Annotated in this window: 15 protein-coding genes and 3 pseudogenes; 6 read left to right on the forward strand and 12 right to left on the reverse strand. The window is 61.7% G+C overall.

The features are described 5' to 3' along the window. Nucleotides 1–245: 245 nt before the first annotated feature. From GWE18_RS27200 to GWE18_RS27245, 10 genes and pseudogenes are all read right to left on the reverse strand, one after another. Nucleotides 246–551 carry a gas vesicle protein K gene (locus GWE18_RS27200; protein ID WP_275188756.1) on the reverse strand — a complete coding sequence of 102 codons (306 nt, stop codon included), beginning with the start codon at nt 549–551 and terminating at the stop codon, nt 246–248. Next, nucleotides 548–745 (reverse strand): gas vesicle protein, encoded by a 198-nt coding sequence (locus tag GWE18_RS27205; RefSeq protein WP_275188757.1) that lies wholly within the window; start codon nt 743–745, stop codon nt 548–550. Before GWE18_RS27205 ends, GWE18_RS27200 begins: the two co-directional genes overlap by 4 nt. Then, complete coding sequence (locus tag GWE18_RS27210) at nt 742–1,527, reverse strand: GvpL/GvpF family gas vesicle protein (RefSeq protein ID WP_275188758.1); 786 nt, start codon at nt 1,525–1,527, stop codon at nt 742–744. Before GWE18_RS27210 ends, GWE18_RS27205 begins: the two co-directional genes overlap by 4 nt. Then, nucleotides 1,524–1,847, reverse strand: coding sequence for a gas vesicle protein (locus tag GWE18_RS27215; protein ID WP_275188759.1), 324 nt, complete (start codon nt 1,845–1,847; stop codon nt 1,524–1,526). The genes GWE18_RS27210 and GWE18_RS27215 overlap by 4 nt, the downstream gene beginning before the upstream one ends. Next, a complete protein-coding gene (locus GWE18_RS27220) occupies nt 1,844–2,089 on the reverse strand; it encodes a gas vesicle protein GvpG (protein ID WP_275188760.1) in 246 nt (81 codons plus the stop codon). Before GWE18_RS27220 ends, GWE18_RS27215 begins: the two co-directional genes overlap by 4 nt. Before the next feature lie 12 nt (nt 2,090–2,101). Next, entirely contained in the window at nt 2,102–2,836 is a 735-nt protein-coding gene (locus GWE18_RS27225) for a GvpL/GvpF family gas vesicle protein (protein WP_275188761.1), read from the reverse strand. A gap of 128 nt (nt 2,837–2,964) precedes the next feature. Beyond that, nucleotides 2,965–3,153, reverse strand: a pseudogene (gene gvpJ, locus GWE18_RS27230) (gas vesicle protein GvpJ); the annotation flags it as partial. 595 nt (nt 3,154–3,748) lie between these two features. Further along, nucleotides 3,749–5,008 (reverse strand): urea ABC transporter substrate-binding protein, encoded by a 1,260-nt coding sequence (gene urtA / locus GWE18_RS27235; protein ID WP_275188762.1) that lies wholly within the window; start codon nt 5,006–5,008, stop codon nt 3,749–3,751. Nucleotides 5,009–5,028: 20 nt separating this feature from the next. Further along, a complete protein-coding gene (locus GWE18_RS27240) occupies nt 5,029–6,927 on the reverse strand; it encodes an adenylate/guanylate cyclase domain-containing protein (RefSeq protein WP_275188763.1) in 1,899 nt (632 codons plus the stop codon). A gap of 414 nt (nt 6,928–7,341) precedes the next feature. After that, nucleotides 7,342–7,527, reverse strand: a pseudogene (locus tag GWE18_RS27245) (enoyl-CoA hydratase/isomerase family protein); the annotation flags it as partial. 312 nt (nt 7,528–7,839) lie between these two features. Here GWE18_RS27245 and GWE18_RS27250 point away from each other — a divergent pair. Continuing rightward, entirely contained in the window at nt 7,840–8,352 is a 513-nt protein-coding gene (locus GWE18_RS27250) for a DUF1269 domain-containing protein (protein WP_275188764.1), read from the forward strand. A 590-nt stretch (nt 8,353–8,942) separates the two neighbouring features. Further along, nucleotides 8,943–10,145: a Xaa-Pro peptidase family protein gene (locus GWE18_RS27255; RefSeq protein ID WP_275188765.1), complete on the forward strand. Its 1,203-nt coding sequence runs from the start codon at nt 8,943–8,945 to the stop codon at nt 10,143–10,145. Between the two features lie 9 nt (nt 10,146–10,154). On the opposite strand, the pseudogene GWE18_RS27260 reads toward GWE18_RS27255, so the two are convergent. Continuing rightward, nucleotides 10,155–10,960 (reverse strand): annotated as a pseudogene (locus GWE18_RS27260) (enoyl-CoA hydratase/isomerase family protein). A 132-nt stretch (nt 10,961–11,092) separates the two neighbouring features. Between GWE18_RS27260 and nthA the strand changes: the two are divergent. The 3 genes from nthA to GWE18_RS27275 are packed head-to-tail and all read left to right on the forward strand — an operon-like array spanning nt 11,093 to nt 12,776. Beyond that, complete coding sequence (nthA, locus tag GWE18_RS27265; protein ID WP_275188766.1) at nt 11,093–11,734, forward strand: nitrile hydratase subunit alpha; 642 nt, start codon at nt 11,093–11,095, stop codon at nt 11,732–11,734. Beyond that, nucleotides 11,734–12,396, forward strand: a complete 663-nt coding sequence (nthB, locus tag GWE18_RS27270; RefSeq protein ID WP_275188767.1) for a nitrile hydratase subunit beta — start codon at nt 11,734–11,736, stop codon at nt 12,394–12,396. Before nthA ends, nthB begins: the two co-directional genes overlap by 1 nt. Next, nucleotides 12,393–12,776 (forward strand): nitrile hydratase accessory protein, encoded by a 384-nt coding sequence (locus GWE18_RS27275; RefSeq protein ID WP_275188768.1) that lies wholly within the window; start codon nt 12,393–12,395, stop codon nt 12,774–12,776. Before nthB ends, GWE18_RS27275 begins: the two co-directional genes overlap by 4 nt. 149 nt (nt 12,777–12,925) lie before the next feature. Here the strand turns inward: GWE18_RS27275 and queC are convergent, their stop codons facing one another. Next, on the reverse strand, nt 12,926–13,639 hold the full coding sequence (gene queC, locus GWE18_RS27280; protein WP_275188769.1) for a 7-cyano-7-deazaguanine synthase QueC: 714 nt from the start codon (nt 13,637–13,639) through the stop codon (nt 12,926–12,928). A gap of 129 nt (nt 13,640–13,768) precedes the next feature. Here queC and mazG point away from each other — a divergent pair, with 129 nt between their 5' ends. Next, nucleotides 13,769–14,650: a nucleoside triphosphate pyrophosphohydrolase gene (gene mazG / locus GWE18_RS27285; RefSeq protein WP_275188770.1), complete on the forward strand. Its 882-nt coding sequence runs from the start codon at nt 13,769–13,771 to the stop codon at nt 14,648–14,650. Nucleotides 14,651–14,837 lie beyond the last annotated feature (187 nt).

Consider the following 14,837-nt stretch of genomic DNA (forward strand, 5'->3'; position numbering starts at 1 on the left):
CGCGAAGCTGACTTGGTTTGCTAGAAGATCCGCCTAAATATCTGATCTAATTGTAGATATAAATATTCCATAATATACCTTATGCGAATTTCGGATATTCGGGCTGGGGTTGGTCCCGGCGTCGTTTCGGGTTCGATCTGAGTCATTCGTGCTCTATTTGAGTCTGCCTGGATTTACGGCGCCCTGTGCACTTCAGGTTTAGGAATTTCGCAGCCAGAATGCGCTCGACGTTAGACTGAGGAAACTCAACGCGGAAGCAGCGGACCGAGAGGTCCCAGGTCGATATTCAGGTCCTCGGCGGCGAGCCCGAAGTGTTCCCGCAGGCGCGATATGCGGTTGTCTAGAAGCATCAGCGTCATGCCGACGCGCTCCTCCTCCGCTTCGGTCAAGCCGCCCTCGTCGACACGACGAAGCGCCTGTCGCTCCACGAGTTGACGCAGCAACTCGACGACGGTGAGCACCAGGCGGGCCAGATCTCGTTCGACCGTGTCAGGCGCCATCGAAATGCGCTGGCGCGGCCCCGGCTCATGTCCAGCGACGCCGGCGCTCACTGGTCTGGCTCCGCTGCGCCAGATCGCGTGGTCCGGCCGAGCGACGTGATCAGAGCGCGAAGCGAGATCTGCACCATGTCGATGTCGGCGATCGCCAGCGTGATGTCTCCGGCCAGCACGATGCCACCCGCCAGGAGCCGGTCGAGCAGGTCGACCAGTGCGACCTCTCGGGCCGGGAACGCGGCGGGGCTCACGTGCGCTCCTCGCTGTCGGCGAACGAATAAGGCGGCCAAGGGCCCGTGATCTCGAGCGTCACGTGCGGGTTTTCGGCGGCCAGCCGCTGTGCACGGGCGGCGAGTTCTTCGGCGCGCCCGGCATCCACCAGGTAGGCTGCGTTGAATACATTTTCGCCTGGAGCAGCGGACAGCTCGGCGCTCTGCGTTCGGTGTTGGCGGTGATCGACGGCAAGCCCGGCGAGAACGGCGTCCATCTGCTCGGCCGCAGTGGTTGCGCGCCGCCACGCATGCTGGCGCCGATCGCGCTGCTCGCGGCGGTTGCGCAGGTAGTCCCTGCCCGCGCGCGCCGATCCGTACCCGTCGGTTTTCTCAGCCACGGACATGGCGCCGGCAGATGCGCCCGCGTGCTGCACGTAGATCTTCACCCCCACCTCCACGCGGCCCGCGAGTCGATCCAGCGTCTCGCGGAAGCGCCGGTACTCCCGGCGTAGCAACTGCGCAACGCGATCGTCGGTGCGGTGAACGGTCGCGAGGCGGAACGGCAGCGTTGGTGTGCACGCGGCAACCGCCGCCACGACCCTGTGGTGCGCGCGTGCGATCACCTCTAGCTCCGCCAGCGTCTCCAGCCTGGCTCGCAGCGCGGTCTCGTCGGCGTCGGCAGATGCAAGCGGACTGACCACGGCGACCAGGTCTTGGTGGCGGACCAGGTGGATCGCGGCGCCGTCGACGCCGACGAGACCGGCCGCCTGGGTTGGATTGAACGGGCGCGCGACCGCGTATGTATAGCTCGCCGTGCTCATCGCCGTGCCTCCACAGTGGCGGTTTGCAGCGCCCTGATCTGCTTACGCAACCGCGTGTTCTCGGCCGCGAGCTGCCGCGGCCGAGGCTGGGAAAGCGCCGGATCGTGCTCCCACCAGTTGATCCCCATCGCCTTGGCCTTGTCCACCGACGCGACCAACAGCCGGAGCTTGATGGTTAAAAGCTCGATGTCGAGCAGGTTGATCTTGATGTCGCCGGCGATGATCAGCCCCTTGTCCAGAACCCGCTCCAGAATGTCAGCCAGGTTCGGCGAAGCACCCTGGCGTCCGTGCCACTCCATCATGTGATCAGATTCAATCATGCGATCATTCCTCGCTTTCGTCCCTCGTCCAGCCGGTCGAGGATCTCGTCCTCGCGTCGATCGAATTCCTCGGCATCGATCAACCCTTCATCCAGTTGCCGCGAAAGCTCGGCCAGCTCGCGCCGGATGGCTGCCGGGCCGCAATGCTGTTCGGCGGCGGCGTCGACGACCCGGTCGATGGTCCACAGCGCGAAGCGAGCCGGCGCGAGCGGCAGCAACAAGACATGCGTCAGGAGTCCCACCGCCACGGCCCCTCACACGTCCGCTTCGTTGCCGACGAAGCTGTAAGGCGGCAAGGGCCCGTACAACTCGACGCTTGCGTAGCCGGGCAGCTCGCGGCGCAGCGGCGACAGGGCACCGTCGAAGTCCGCCCGGGCGCCGGCCGCCACCAGGAACGATACGTTGACGAAGCAACCGTCGACCGGCGGGCCCCGACGTATCTGCGCGGCATGTGGTTGCAGGCGGGCGATGACCTGGCCTGCGTCGCGCGCGCGCCGCTCCGCAACGGCGGCGGCCACGTGCTCGCCGAACGCCACCTTGTCCTGGTGGCTGCCGCCGCCGGCGGCGCGAAGTGCGTGATTCCGCGCACGTAACTCGTCGTTCTGAAGCAAGAGGTCGCGGAGAAGGGCTTCCTCCGCATGAATGCCTTTGACGTTGAGCTCGACATGGCCATCGATCCGGGACAGCAGTTCGCTATAGCGACGCACCCCCGATCGAAGCTCCGTCTGCACGGCCTCGTCGTCGGGCGCGACCATCCCGAACCGCATCGGCAGCACGGTGCCGGCTGCATAGATCCGTCCGATGACCGCATCGTGCTTCACCAGATCGCGCCGCTTGGCGCGCAAGTTCTCCGGCGCGTCGCTAACCACCGCGACGAGATCCTGCTCGCGCACGAGCCGGAGTGCGGGAGCGTGCTCCCCCACCCCCACCGCCCCTTCGAGCGGTAGTGGGTGGGAGGCACGCGTGAAACAGTAGACGTAGCTGCTCATCAGTCATCCTTTCCGTTGCGTCAGCCGATTTCAGTGCGCGCCCGGCCGGGTAGCTCGAGCGGCAGCGCGTCGCGCAGCGAGCGGCCGATCCGGGGGCTGCTGCCGGTGAGATCGAGGCGGCCACACATCTCGGCGAAGCGCAGGTAAGCATCGACGCCGGCCACGACGACCCGCGCATCGATGGTGACCACCTCGAGGCCGATCACCGACACACGCACGAACACGTCGATGACCAGCCCGCGGTCCAGGATCAATTCAACGACTTTGTACAGCTCGCCCGACAATCTGCCGCCGTTCGCTTGAGGCGTTTGAGTCATTGCTATTCCAGTCATACGGTTTGCTCCTTCCGGAAAACACGATTTGTCCTTCCGGAAAACTGATACGCGCATAGCTTCGCACTAGTTTCAAAACGAGGACGTAAGCCGCGTCGCCTCGCGCTGCCGCACGCGCTCGCCGCCAATTTTCACTGTCAGCGCAAAGGGTTTCCGTGGGCCTTACTGGGATCGAGATCCACGGAGCGCATGGTCATCTGCTCCATCAGTTCCCTCGCCCATCGCTAATTACCGTAATCAGTCGCGTACGGTTTTTGATCGTAAGTTCAAAGATCATGTCGCAGCCAATCTTCCAATCGGGCGTCGCGCCTTGGCGCTCTTAGGTGGACTCCGATGCAACTAGGAAAATCGTCGGTTTGTCTCGAATGGAACCAGAGTGGACTCGAATGCAGCCACAAGGGGCAGTAGGCTTGTTCGGTGTCGTTTGGATCTGAGTCTCGGCAGCAAAAAAACGGAGATGTTCACCGGCTGTTTCAGGCTGTGCTCGGCCTTGAGCCCGCAGGCCGGCCTGAGCTCCACCACAGCGGCTACCAGCGCACCATCGGAAGCTCGGCGGCATCGCTCGATAACGCCATGCCCCTCACCATTCCTTGTACGTCGGCTCGATGCATCCCCCGCAGATCCAAGGGAAGGTCCAATCGGCCGTACGGTTGGCGCTGTCGGGGATGTACCTGCTCCAGGCATCGGCTCGGACCGGATTGATCGACTGCCAAATGACATTGAAGGTCCCGGAAGAGTTCATCTTGCCGATCATCACGGGCTTGGACAGATGATGATTGGAGTTCATTACAACCTCGAAGCCGCTCGGTGCCTTGATCCTCTGACCGTACGTGGCTTGCCGGACCGCATCTACGTTGGTTGTGCCCGCTTGAACGACGGCTTGCGCCCACATCCTGAAGCCAATGAACGTGGCCTCCATAGGATCATTCGTGGTTTTGTCTCGTTGCTCGTTGAAGTCCGCCCACATTTTCACGAAAGCGTCGTTCTCTGCTGACTTGATCGACTGGAAGTAATTCCAGGCCGCCAGGTGCCCGACGGGGGCAATGTCCGCATCAAGCAATTCGCGCTCGCCGAACGAGAAAGCCATCACCGGAATTGCGTTGGCATCTACCTGTTGGGCAGCTAGTTCGCTGTAAAGGTACGTGTTTGCATCTCCGTTAACGGTTGATATGACTGCGGTCTTTTTTCCCTCCGAACCGAAGGCCTTGATCCGCCCGACGATCTCTCGCCATTCGTAATGACCGAACGGCGTATAGATCGTCATGATGTCATCCGGCGACACCCCGTCAGCAGCAAGATACGCATTCAGGATTCGGTTGATCGTGCGCGGGTAGACGTAGTCGGTACCGAGCAGAACCCATCTGCGAACCTTGCCTCCCTCATTGCTGCTCAGATATCTAACGGCTGGTATTGCTTGCTGGTTGGGCGCCGCCCCTGTGTAGAAAATGCTACGCGAGCTTTCTTCACCCTCGTACTGCACAGGGTAGAAGAGCAAGCCGTTCAATTCCTCGAAAATCGGCAGCACGGACTTGCGCGAGGCGGAGGTCCAGCAGCCGAATACAACGGCGACCTTGTCGTTCGAGAGTAGTTGTCTGGCTTTTTCCGCAAAGGCGTTCCAATCGGAGGCGGGATCGACAACGATCGGCTCCAGTTTCCGTCCGAGCAGACCGCCCTTCTTGTTTTGGTCCGCTATCAGCATGAGAACGGTGTTTTTGAGCACCGACTCGCTGATTGCCATGGTGCCTGACAAAGAATGGAGAATTCCGATTTTGATTGTGTCCTCGCCTGCGTGAGCCGCTGAAACAGCGAGCATCAGCCACAAGCCGAACAACCTTGGCATGACACCTCGTATCGTTGATTTCATGTCGCGGCCCCGATCAGCTCGAAGATGCGGGTTTCCTTCGTCATGCCCTTGGCAATGACCGACTCGAAGGCTCTGAACTGGAAGCAGTGCTGAACCCGCGAATAGACGCCTTCGCTAACAAGAATGGCGGTCCCAAATTGCTTGTTCAGCCCTTCGAGGCGCGCCGCCAGATTTACCGTATTGCCAAGGGCTGTGTAGTTCATGCGCTCCGTCGACCCAAGATTGCCGACGACGGCCTCCCCGACATGAATGCCAAATCGCGTGAAGAACGGCTTCAGACCCTCGGTTTCAAACTGAGAGTTGAGCTCTTCGCATGCCGCCCTGCCCGCAAGAGCTGCCCGGCAGGCCCGCTCGACGTGGTCGGGCTGTGGATCGGGTGCGTTCCAGAATACCATCACTGCGTCGCCAATGAACTTGTCGACTGTTCCGCCTTCGGCGAGGAAAGCGCCCGTAAGCACGGAAAAATATCGCGACGTTTGGTGCATGAGAGTGTCAGGGTCGGCGGACTCTGCAATCGTCGTAAAATCCTGGACGTCGGTGAAAACGACGGTAATCTCCCCTCGAACTCCGCCAAGCTCGGTGGAGATGGAATCATCAATGATCCGCTGGACGATCTCCTTGGGGACAAAGTGCGCGAACGACCAAATGGCGCGCTGCGCGAGCTCCATTGCACTGCCGAGTTCGTGAATTTCCTTAATGCGTGACGTGACTGGCGAGTGATCGGGCGCAGCCAGCTTCTGGAGTTTGACCGCCTGAGCCGTGATGTCTCTCAAGGATCGAGACATTCCGCCGCCAAATATCCAAACGACCGGAATAAAAGCAGCGCTAGCGATAATTGCGAGGATTAATCCGGTGAACTGGAGATTCCGAACATCTTGAGCAAAGTCTTCCTGGGCCGCCAGCAACAATATGTTGGCGTTGTACTGCTCACCCAGATTGAATTTTGTCACCCTGAACAGAAAGTCGCGCCCGTGATCGTCACGGATACTTCCGTCGTAGTGGTCGCGACCATCCGACCTTCGCAAGGCTTCCTGCACGACTCCGGAGTTGATTTCCTTGATGCTAGGCAATTGCGGCTGGGATGGATGCGTCATCGCATCGACAACGAATTGCGCGAAATTGGGGTGGGCTATAAGCGCGCCGGCCGAGTCGAAGATCAAGACACTGCCGTGTGCTCCAGGTCGTTGCGCTTGGACAAAATCGCTGAAGCTGTCGAGCTTGAGATCTGCGGCAAGGACGCCGGACACTTTGCCTCGCAAGGGCGCGCTAACCGTGATCACCGGCGCGCCAATGCTGAACGCAAGATAAGGCGATGAGACCAGCGCTCGGTCGGCTTGCGCCGTCTCGCGGTACCAGCTCCGCTTGCGCGCGTCGTATCCGTATTTCCATAGATCAAGCTGCCCGACCTGATTGCCCTGCTGATCTTCGAAAATTCGTCGCATCGGCAGATCGCCACTTGGCGTGGGGCGGACCAAATTGATCGCAACGTTGGCGTCTGGCGTCGCACGCAACCTTCCGCGCTGCTCGTCGTTGAGATCGTCAATGCGCCGTACCTGCAACCAAGCGCCGTTTTCGAAACCCGCATAGACACTGTCCATTTGAGGCAGTTCCTGCAGCGCGGCTTTGAATAGCGGAATCGCACGGCCGGTCTCGGTTCTTTCATTTGAATCGGCCACGCTGGAACTGGTCGCCAGCACATGTACCAGCGACGCCATAGTGGCAATCTCCGTCCGGAGGCGCCCGAGCGCCTTCGCACTGGTCGCATCCATATGGGCAGACGCGGCTTCGTGCGCGGCCCAACGAAGAGCCAGGACCTGAATTGCGATCAGCAGCACGGCCAGAGTGACGATAAACGCCATTACCGCGAAGGTGAGTGAGGTTCGAAACGTGAACATCCCGTGTGCCCTCCTCGTGAAGGATACAGCCGGTAAGTCTCTTCGCCCTTCGTTTCGCGCCGCTTCTACGCAAACGTCATTGCTTCGGTATCGAAATCAACACCAGGGCTCCCCGGCCCGGCGGGATCGGCCGACCAAAGCGGCCGGGAATCCGTTCTCGGATTCCACACGAAAATCCGAATAGCTCTTAAAACAAGCCCGGAATGCGGCGCCGGCCACCTCCGAAGCTAAATGATCCCAGATTCGCTCAAAATACGTTTCTGGTAAAACATTGATATTATTGGAAATTTATGTCAAAGAGTCTCGTATTCGACAGTATTCCGGGACCGCCTTGGCGGTGACGTCACGGCATCCTACCTGCCCTTGAACTGCGGCTTGCGACGGCCGAGAAACGCCGCGACGCCTGGATCGGCCCACCTCTTCCACCAGACGCCATTCGTAAGCCTCGGTGGCCGAGATGCGTTGGTCGGCCAGGATAACGGCCTGCTTCGTGCGCGCCGGTCCCATCAAATGCAACATCCGCGGCACGCTTTGCCAGCTCATGTTCATGCCAAGCCCGATCTCAGGCACGCGCATGTGGGCGTCTCTGGCCATGCCGAGGCAGGCATAACGCGGCGCTTCGCTAGGCGCGCAACCGGCACTGTTCACCGCATCGTGAAGGCACGCTCAAGGCGAGGCTTGAGCACCAATAGCCTCTCAAGTTGTTGTTAGCTTCGAAAGCAGGACCAGAGTTGCCGCCAGAAGCAGGCGCTTCCGAGGTACTGCCTTGTGCCCGGCGCCATCGCAATGTGAGTGGCGGCAATTCCTCGGCGGGCCCGCCACTCTGCCGCGCCAGCAAACGTAAATCGAAGATTTGGACATCACAGACAAAGCAATGCCGATATTCAAGCTTGTCTACGAAAGGAGAGCACAATGAGCGATCTGGTCGTTCTCGGCTTTGATGGACTGCACACCGCAGATGAGGTGCTCAACAAGCTGCGGTCTCTGCAGAAGGAGTACCTCATCGATCTCGAAGATGCTTGCGTCGTTGAACGCGAGAAGGGCGGTAAAGTTTACCTCAAGCAAGCCGTCAGCCTAACGAAAGTTGGCGCGGCCGCCGGCGGGACCTCCGGCGCCTTGTGGGGCGCGCTGGTCGGTCTCCTCTTCCTGAATCCACTCGCCGGAATGGCGCTCGGTGCAATTGCCGGTGCCGGCATGGGCGCTTTATCAGGCTCTCTCACCGACTTCGGAATCCGTGATGACTTCATCAAGAAGCTCGGAGAGACGATTCCGGAAGGATCCTCTGCGCTCTTTGTGCTCTTCAGGAAAGTCACCGAAGACAAGGTGCTGCCGGAGATCGAACCATTCAAGCCGCGCGTCCTTCGAACTTCCCTCTCAACCGATGCGGAGAAAAGGCTCACGGCCGAGCTAAGCAAGGCGGCATGAGTCGAGGAAACAGCTAAGGCACAAGAGGCTCGCGCTGCTAAACTACGGATTGCAGTTCGAGCTATTTCGATCTGAATTTTAGTTCTTGATCACATGGAGGCGGGCATGAACACCCGGGCCGTATGCGGCGCTTTGATCATGAGCGGATTGGTGGCGGTCGCTGCACCTTCAAATCTGTCCCTGGCTCAATCGGCTCAATCGACTGACACCGCCGTGTCCGCGCCAAAGGATACCGGCGCATCCGCCCCAAAGAGTGCCACGCCAAATACCAATATGAACCCGACGAAACACCGGTATTGGCGTCAGCGCGGCGGAAGGCATCCGCACTATGGCAGCCGGCGCGTTCGTACCTAGGCACAGGCGTCACTTGGGCGGCGTTTCTCGAGGAAACTACCGGGCGCCCTGGCGTTTTTTGTGATCGAGGCTCAGACGCAGCCGGAGACGACAGCCAGCGTTCGTCAATCTGCATTGGAGCTCGCCGATTTCATCGCTGGTAGGAACCCCGCTTCCCACTCACAATGCGGCCCCAGGCGAAACACAAAGCCCCGAGGCCGGTTGGTTCAAGCCGGCCGCAACGGGAGGTCCTCATCATGCAAGAACGCGTCAGTCGCCCGACCGAATCTCGCGCCATTCCGTTTGACACCGCCAAGCTCGATTCTCTTATGGAAGCGGCTGGACTCGATATCCTGGTCGCGACGTCCAAGCACAACGTCCAATACCTGCTCGACGCGGAGCGCGCGATCTTCTTCGACTATATGGACGCGCTCGGCGTCAGCCGGTACTTGCCCGTCCTGATCTACCCGAAGGGCGCGCCCGACAAGGCGGCCTATGTCGGGCACCGGCTGGAAACGCACCAGCGGGCCGTGGCGCCACTTTGGGTTCCGCAAGTCCGCACCGAGGGCAACGGCTCGTTGGATGCCGTTTCGCTGGCGGCAGGCCTGATCAAGAGCGCGGGCGTACCGATGAAGCGCATCGGCGTCGAAATGCCGTTTCTGCCGATGGATGCCGGCAAGGCCCTTTCGGACGCCCTGCCCGATAGCGAGATCAAGGATGCGCTATTGGTGCTCGAGCGCCTGCGTGCCGTGAAGTCGCCGGCGGAACTGGCCAAGCTGAAAAAGGCCTCGGAATTGGTGATCGAATCCATGGACGAGGTGATCGCAAATCACGGCCCGGGCACCACCAAGCAACAGCTTTTCGATGCGCTGAGGATCGCAGAGGTTAAGCGCGGATTGACTTTCGAGTATTGCCTGCTGGCCTGCGGCGCCAGCCACAACCGGGCGCCTTCCGCCGACCGCTGGGAAACCGGCGACGTGCTGTCGCTGGATTCCGGCGGCAACTATCACGGCTATATCGGCGACCTCGCGCGGATGGCTGTGCTGGGCGAACCGGACAGCGAACTCAAGGACCTGCTGGCCGAAATCGAAGCCATCCAGCGGGCGGCATTCGCCGCAGTTCGGCCAGGCGCGATGGGCGGCGAAATCTACGCCGCGGCCGAAAAGCTGCTGGCACAGTCCAGCCAGCGCGACTGCACCGAATTTCTGGCGCACGGCATGGGGCTGGTTAGCCATGAGGCCCCTCGCCTGACTGCCAAGGGTCCAATTCCCTACGACGACCCGGACGCACGCCGACCATTGGAGCCCGGCATGGTGGTGTCAATCGAAACGACAATGAAACATCCCAAGCGCGGCTTCATCAAGCTGGAGGACACGGTTGCCGTGACACCAGCAGGCTACGAGATCTTCGGCGAAGGCAGCCGCGGTTGGAACATCGGCGGGATTGCACGGGAACGGTGAAGCCGGAGGCTACCGCCCCTTAAACCGCGGTTTTCGCCTCTCCAGAAACGCCGCGACGCCTTCCTTGTGATCCTCGGTCATGCTTGCGAGCGCGAACTGGTCGACGTCCATGTGACTGGCGAGATCGTCGAGCACGTGGGTCAGGCGGTTGACCGTCAGCTTGGTCATGGCGACCGACAGCGGCGGCTGGGCAGCGACCTTGGTAGCGAGCGCCATCGCAGCGTCGAAAGCCTTGCCGGGATCGGCCACCTCTTCCACCAGACGCCATTCGTAAGCCTCGGTGGCCGAGATGCGCTGGTCGGCCAGGATAACGGCCTGCTTCGTGCGCGCCGGTCCCATCAAATGCAGCATCCGCGGCACGCTTTGCCAGCTCATGTTCATGCCAAGCGCGATCTCAGGCACGCGCATGTGGGCGTCTCTGGCCATGACCCGGAAATCCAGCGCGACCGCCAGCGCCACGCCGCCGCCCACGCAAAAGCCTTCGATAGCGCCGATCGTGATCTGTTCCATGTCCTGCCAGGCGCGCGTCAGGCGTGGTCCGAGCTTCAAATGCCGGCGCAGCGCGCAAGGTCCATCGACTTTCGGGACCGACCTTCGGGGTCCTTGAGGTCGAAGCCGGCGCTGAACGATTTGGCGCCGCCGGTCAGCACTACGACCGACGTCGCGGCGTCATCCTCGAAACTGCGGGCTGCGTCAGTAAGCTGACGCATTGCCTCCGGTGACAACGCATTGATGCCGTCGCCGCGGTCGAAGCGCACGACCGCGATGCGGCCATCCGGCCCGAGGCCCTTCTCGATCTTCACAAACTCAGCCAATGCATTGCCTCCCTGTCCGTCATTTTTCCGAACTCTAGCCGAGAAACATGCACCCTGCCCTGACCCCCATAGGCAAATGCTAGCAGAGTCTCTGCCTCGACATAGCCCGGATTTTGCGCCTATCCTGACGCCATGAGCGACCATGATCACAATCACCAGGGCCACCACCACGACCACGATCATTCCGAGCTGTCGGAGACCGAACTTCGCGTGCGTGCGCTGGAATCGATCCTCACTGAAAAGGGCTATGTCGATCCAGCCGCGCTCGACGTGCTGATCGATCTCTATGAGAAGAAAATCGGCCCGCGCAACGGCGTTCGCGTTGTCGCGAAGGCATGGAGCGATCCGGCCTACCACGCCCGCCTGATGAAGGATGCGACCGCGGCGATTGCCGAACTTGACTATTCCGGCCGCCAGGGCGAGCACATGGTCGTCGTGGAGAACACGCCTGAGCAGCACAACATGGTCGTGTGTACGCTGTGCTCCTGCTACCCGCATCCGGTGCTGGGATTGCCGCCGGTCTGGTACAAATCGGCGCCCTATCGCTCGCGCGCCGTCTCCGACCCGCGCGGCGTCCTGAAGGACTTCGGCGTGACGCTGCCGGATACCACCAAGATCCGAGTCTGGGATTCCACGGCCGAAATCCGCTACCTCGTGCTGCCGATGCGGCCTGCGGGGACCGAGGGCTGGAGCGCCGAACAGCTCGCCGAACTCGTCACCCGCGACAGCATGATCGGCACGGGCCTGCCGAAACAGCCGGGCGAGATCGCCTGATGGACGGCGCGCATGACATGGGCGGCGCCAAGGGCTTTGGCCCCGTTGTAGCAGAGCCGAATGAGCCGGTGTTTCATGATGACTGGGAGCGCCGCGCCTTTGCGCTGACGGTCGCGATGGCGCGTCCGGGCGGCTGGAACATCGACATGTCGCGGTTTGCACGCGAGAACCGACCGCCCGAGGATTACCTCAGCAAGAGCTATTTCCAGATTTGGCTGGCCGGGCTGGAAACCTTGATGATTGAGCGCGGACTGGTGACGCGCGAGGAAATCGAGAGCGGCAAGGTGCTCTCCCCGCCCAAGCCTGGCATCAAGGCAATCGCCCCAACTGAGGTCACGCCGGCGATCCGGCGCGGCGGCCCGACCGAGCGCGAGGCAAAAGCGCCCGCGATGTTTGCGGTCGGCGAAACCGTGCGGATGAAGGACATCCACCCGGTAACGCATACACGGCTACCGCAATACGTCCGTGGCCATCTCGGCACCATCGAGCACAATCACGGCTGCCACGTCTTTCCCGACACCAACTCGCTCGGCAAAGGCGAAGACCCGCAATGGCTCTATACGGTGCGGTTCGACGGGCCGGAATTATGGGGCAAGGACAGCGATCCGACGCTCAGCGTCTCTGTGGATGCCTGGGAATCCTATCTGGAGCGCGCGTCATGAGTTTGACCCCGCAGCAGGCCATGCGGGCGGCGGTCGCCGTCCCCGGCGTGCCCCGCGACGAGGACGGGCCGGTGTTTCGCGAGCCCTGGGAGGCGCGCGCTTTCGCCATGGCGCTGGCGCTGCACGAGGCCGGCGTCTTCACCTGGAAGGAATGGGCGGAGACGCTGGGCGCGCAAATCAAGCGCGCGCAGGCCGAAGGCGACCCCGACACCGGCGAGACCTATTATCGGCACTGGCTAGCGACGCTGGAAACACTCGTCGCCGCCAAGGGCGTCGCGACGTCGGATCTCATGCATCGCTACCGCGATGCCTGGGACCATGCCGCCGACCGCACGCCGCACGGCGCGCCGATCGAGTTAACGCCTGGGGATTTCGGCTAGGATGGTTCGTCGTCCCTGCGAACGCAGGGACCCATAACCACCGGCGTCGATTGATTGAAGCAAAGCCGGCTAGAATTTTTCAAACAACTTGGGCCGCGGCGTATGGGTCCCTGCGTTCGCAGGGACGACGTGAAGAGAGCTTTTTCGATTCAGGCTCGCTCCGCATATTCCCGCCAACCCTTCGCCCGCAATGCGCAGGCCGGGCATTCGCCACAGCCATAGCCCCAATCGTGCTGCGCGCCGCGCTCGCCGAGATAACAGGTGTGGGAGTGCTCGCGGATCAGATCGACCAGCCCTGCCCCGCCGAGCTCATGGGCGAGCTTCCAGGTCGATGCCTTGTCGAGCCACATCAGCGGCGTATGCAGCTCAAAGTTCTTCGCCATGCCGAGATTGAGCGCGGACTGCAGCGCCTTGATGGTCTCGTCGCGGCAATCCGGATAGCCGGAATAGTCCGTCTCGCACATGCCGCCGATGATGTGGCGGATGCCGCGCCGGTACGCCAGCGCCGCCGCGAAGGTGAGAAACACCAGGTTGCGGCCAGGCACGAAGGTATTGGGCAGACCGTCGGCGCCCATTTCGATCGCGACATCGCGTGTCAGCGCGGTGTCGGAAATCTCTGACAGCGTCGGAATCTCCAGCGTATGGCTCTCGCCGAGCTTTTCAGCCCAATCGAGTCGCAGCGATTTGATGCCCGACAGCAGCCGGTCGCGGCATTCAAGCTCGATGGCGTGGCGCTGGCCGTAGCTGAAGCCGATCATTTCCACGCGCGCAAAGCGCCGCAAGGCCCAGGCCAGGCAGGTGGTGGAATCCTGCCCGCCGGAGAACAGCACCAGCGCGGTTTCGGACGATGATTGGTTACCCATAAGGGGCAAATAGCATTCCCGGGCCTCAAGGCCAATCGGTGGAAACTATCGCGATTTCGGCGCGTTCCGCTGGGATCGGCCCGCCGGTTGCGGCATAAAGCTCTTGTCCTCCCTGGCGACGGAACTCCCATGACCCCTTCCCGCGATATCTCACGGCTGCTCGAAATCATGGCGGCGCTGCGCACTCCTGTCACGGGTTGCCCGTGGGACCTCGAACAGAACTTTGCGACAATAGCGCCCTACACCATCGAGGAGGCCTATGAGGTAGCCGACGCGATCACACGCGGCGATTTCGATGACCTCCGCGAGGAACTGGGCGATCTCCTGCTGCAGGTCGTCTATCACGCGCGCATGGCGGAAGAGCAGAACGCCTTTGCCTTCGGCGACGTGGTCGAGGCGATCACAAGGAAATTGATACGCCGTCATCCGCATGTGTTCGCCGACAAGGACGGCAATATCGCCGCCGCCGGCGTCAAGAGCGCCTGGGAGCGCATCAAGGCCGAAGAAAAGGCCGAGCGCGCGGCACGGCGGCCACCGGAAGAGACGACCCACAAATCCCTGCTCGCAACCGTCAAGGCCGGCCAGCCCGCCTTGACGCGCGCGATGGAACTGCAGCGCAAGGCGTCAACCGTCGGCTTCGACTGGAACGACCCGCGTGCGGTGCTGAGCAAGATCCGCGAAGAGGCCGACGAAATCGAAGCGGCACTCGACGGCAACAATGCCGACGAACTCGCTGAAGAGACCGGAGATCTCCTGTTCGCGCTGGTTAACCTGGCCCGCCACGTCGGCGCCGATCCGGAAGCCGCCTTGCGCGGCACCAACGCCAAGTTCGAGCGTCGCTTCGCCTATATCGAGCGGGCGCTCTTGGCAAAGGGACGTTCACTCGAGGATGCGACACTGCAAGAGATGGACGCACTGTGGAATGAGGCCAAGGGTGCAGGGCAATCCCAGTCGTCGTCCTGGCCAAGCGAAGCGCGAGCCGGGACCCATACCGCGGAATCTCGCGATTAGGCACGCGGCCAATACCGCTCGCAAAATCACTGCCGGTGGCTATGGGTCCCCGCCTTCGCGCTAGCTGATTCACACATCTTTGAGGGTTTCCCACGCCGCCGCCATGCCCAAGAAGTACTGGAGGCCATGCCGCATGGTGATGGGGCCCGGTTTGGTGCGTGGGTATCCGTCCCACCCGCCGAGGCGA

It is taken from the genome of Bradyrhizobium sp. CSA112, assembly GCF_029051645.1.
GTDB lineage: Bacteria > Pseudomonadota > Alphaproteobacteria > Rhizobiales > Xanthobacteraceae > Bradyrhizobium.

Coding starts and splice junctions, on each gene's coding strand:
- GWE18_RS27255 (WP_275188765.1), top strand. CDS start 8,943: ATGCAAGAACGCGTCAGTCGCCCGACCGAATCTCGCGCCATTCCGTTT.
- GWE18_RS27210 (WP_275188758.1), bottom strand. CDS start 1,527: ATGAGCACGGCGAGCTATACATACGCGGTCGCGCGCCCGTTCAATCCA.
- urtA (WP_275188762.1), bottom strand. CDS start 5,008: ATGCCAAGGTTGTTCGGCTTGTGGCTGATGCTCGCTGTTTCAGCGGCT.
- GWE18_RS27225 (WP_275188761.1), bottom strand. CDS start 2,836: ATGAGCAGCTACGTCTACTGTTTCACGCGTGCCTCCCACCCACTACCG.
- mazG (WP_275188770.1), top strand. CDS start 13,769: ATGACCCCTTCCCGCGATATCTCACGGCTGCTCGAAATCATGGCGGCG.
- nthB (WP_275188767.1), top strand. CDS start 11,734: ATGGACGGCGCGCATGACATGGGCGGCGCCAAGGGCTTTGGCCCCGTT.
- GWE18_RS27240 (WP_275188763.1), bottom strand. CDS start 6,927: ATGTTCACGTTTCGAACCTCACTCACCTTCGCGGTAATGGCGTTTATC.
- GWE18_RS27215 (WP_275188759.1), bottom strand. CDS start 1,847: ATGATTGAATCTGATCACATGATGGAGTGGCACGGACGCCAGGGTGCT.
- GWE18_RS27275 (WP_275188768.1), top strand. CDS start 12,393: ATGAGTTTGACCCCGCAGCAGGCCATGCGGGCGGCGGTCGCCGTCCCC.
- queC (WP_275188769.1), bottom strand. CDS start 13,639: ATGGGTAACCAATCATCGTCCGAAACCGCGCTGGTGCTGTTCTCCGGC.
- nthA (WP_275188766.1), top strand. CDS start 11,093: ATGAGCGACCATGATCACAATCACCAGGGCCACCACCACGACCACGAT.
- GWE18_RS27250 (WP_275188764.1), top strand. CDS start 7,840: ATGAGCGATCTGGTCGTTCTCGGCTTTGATGGACTGCACACCGCAGAT.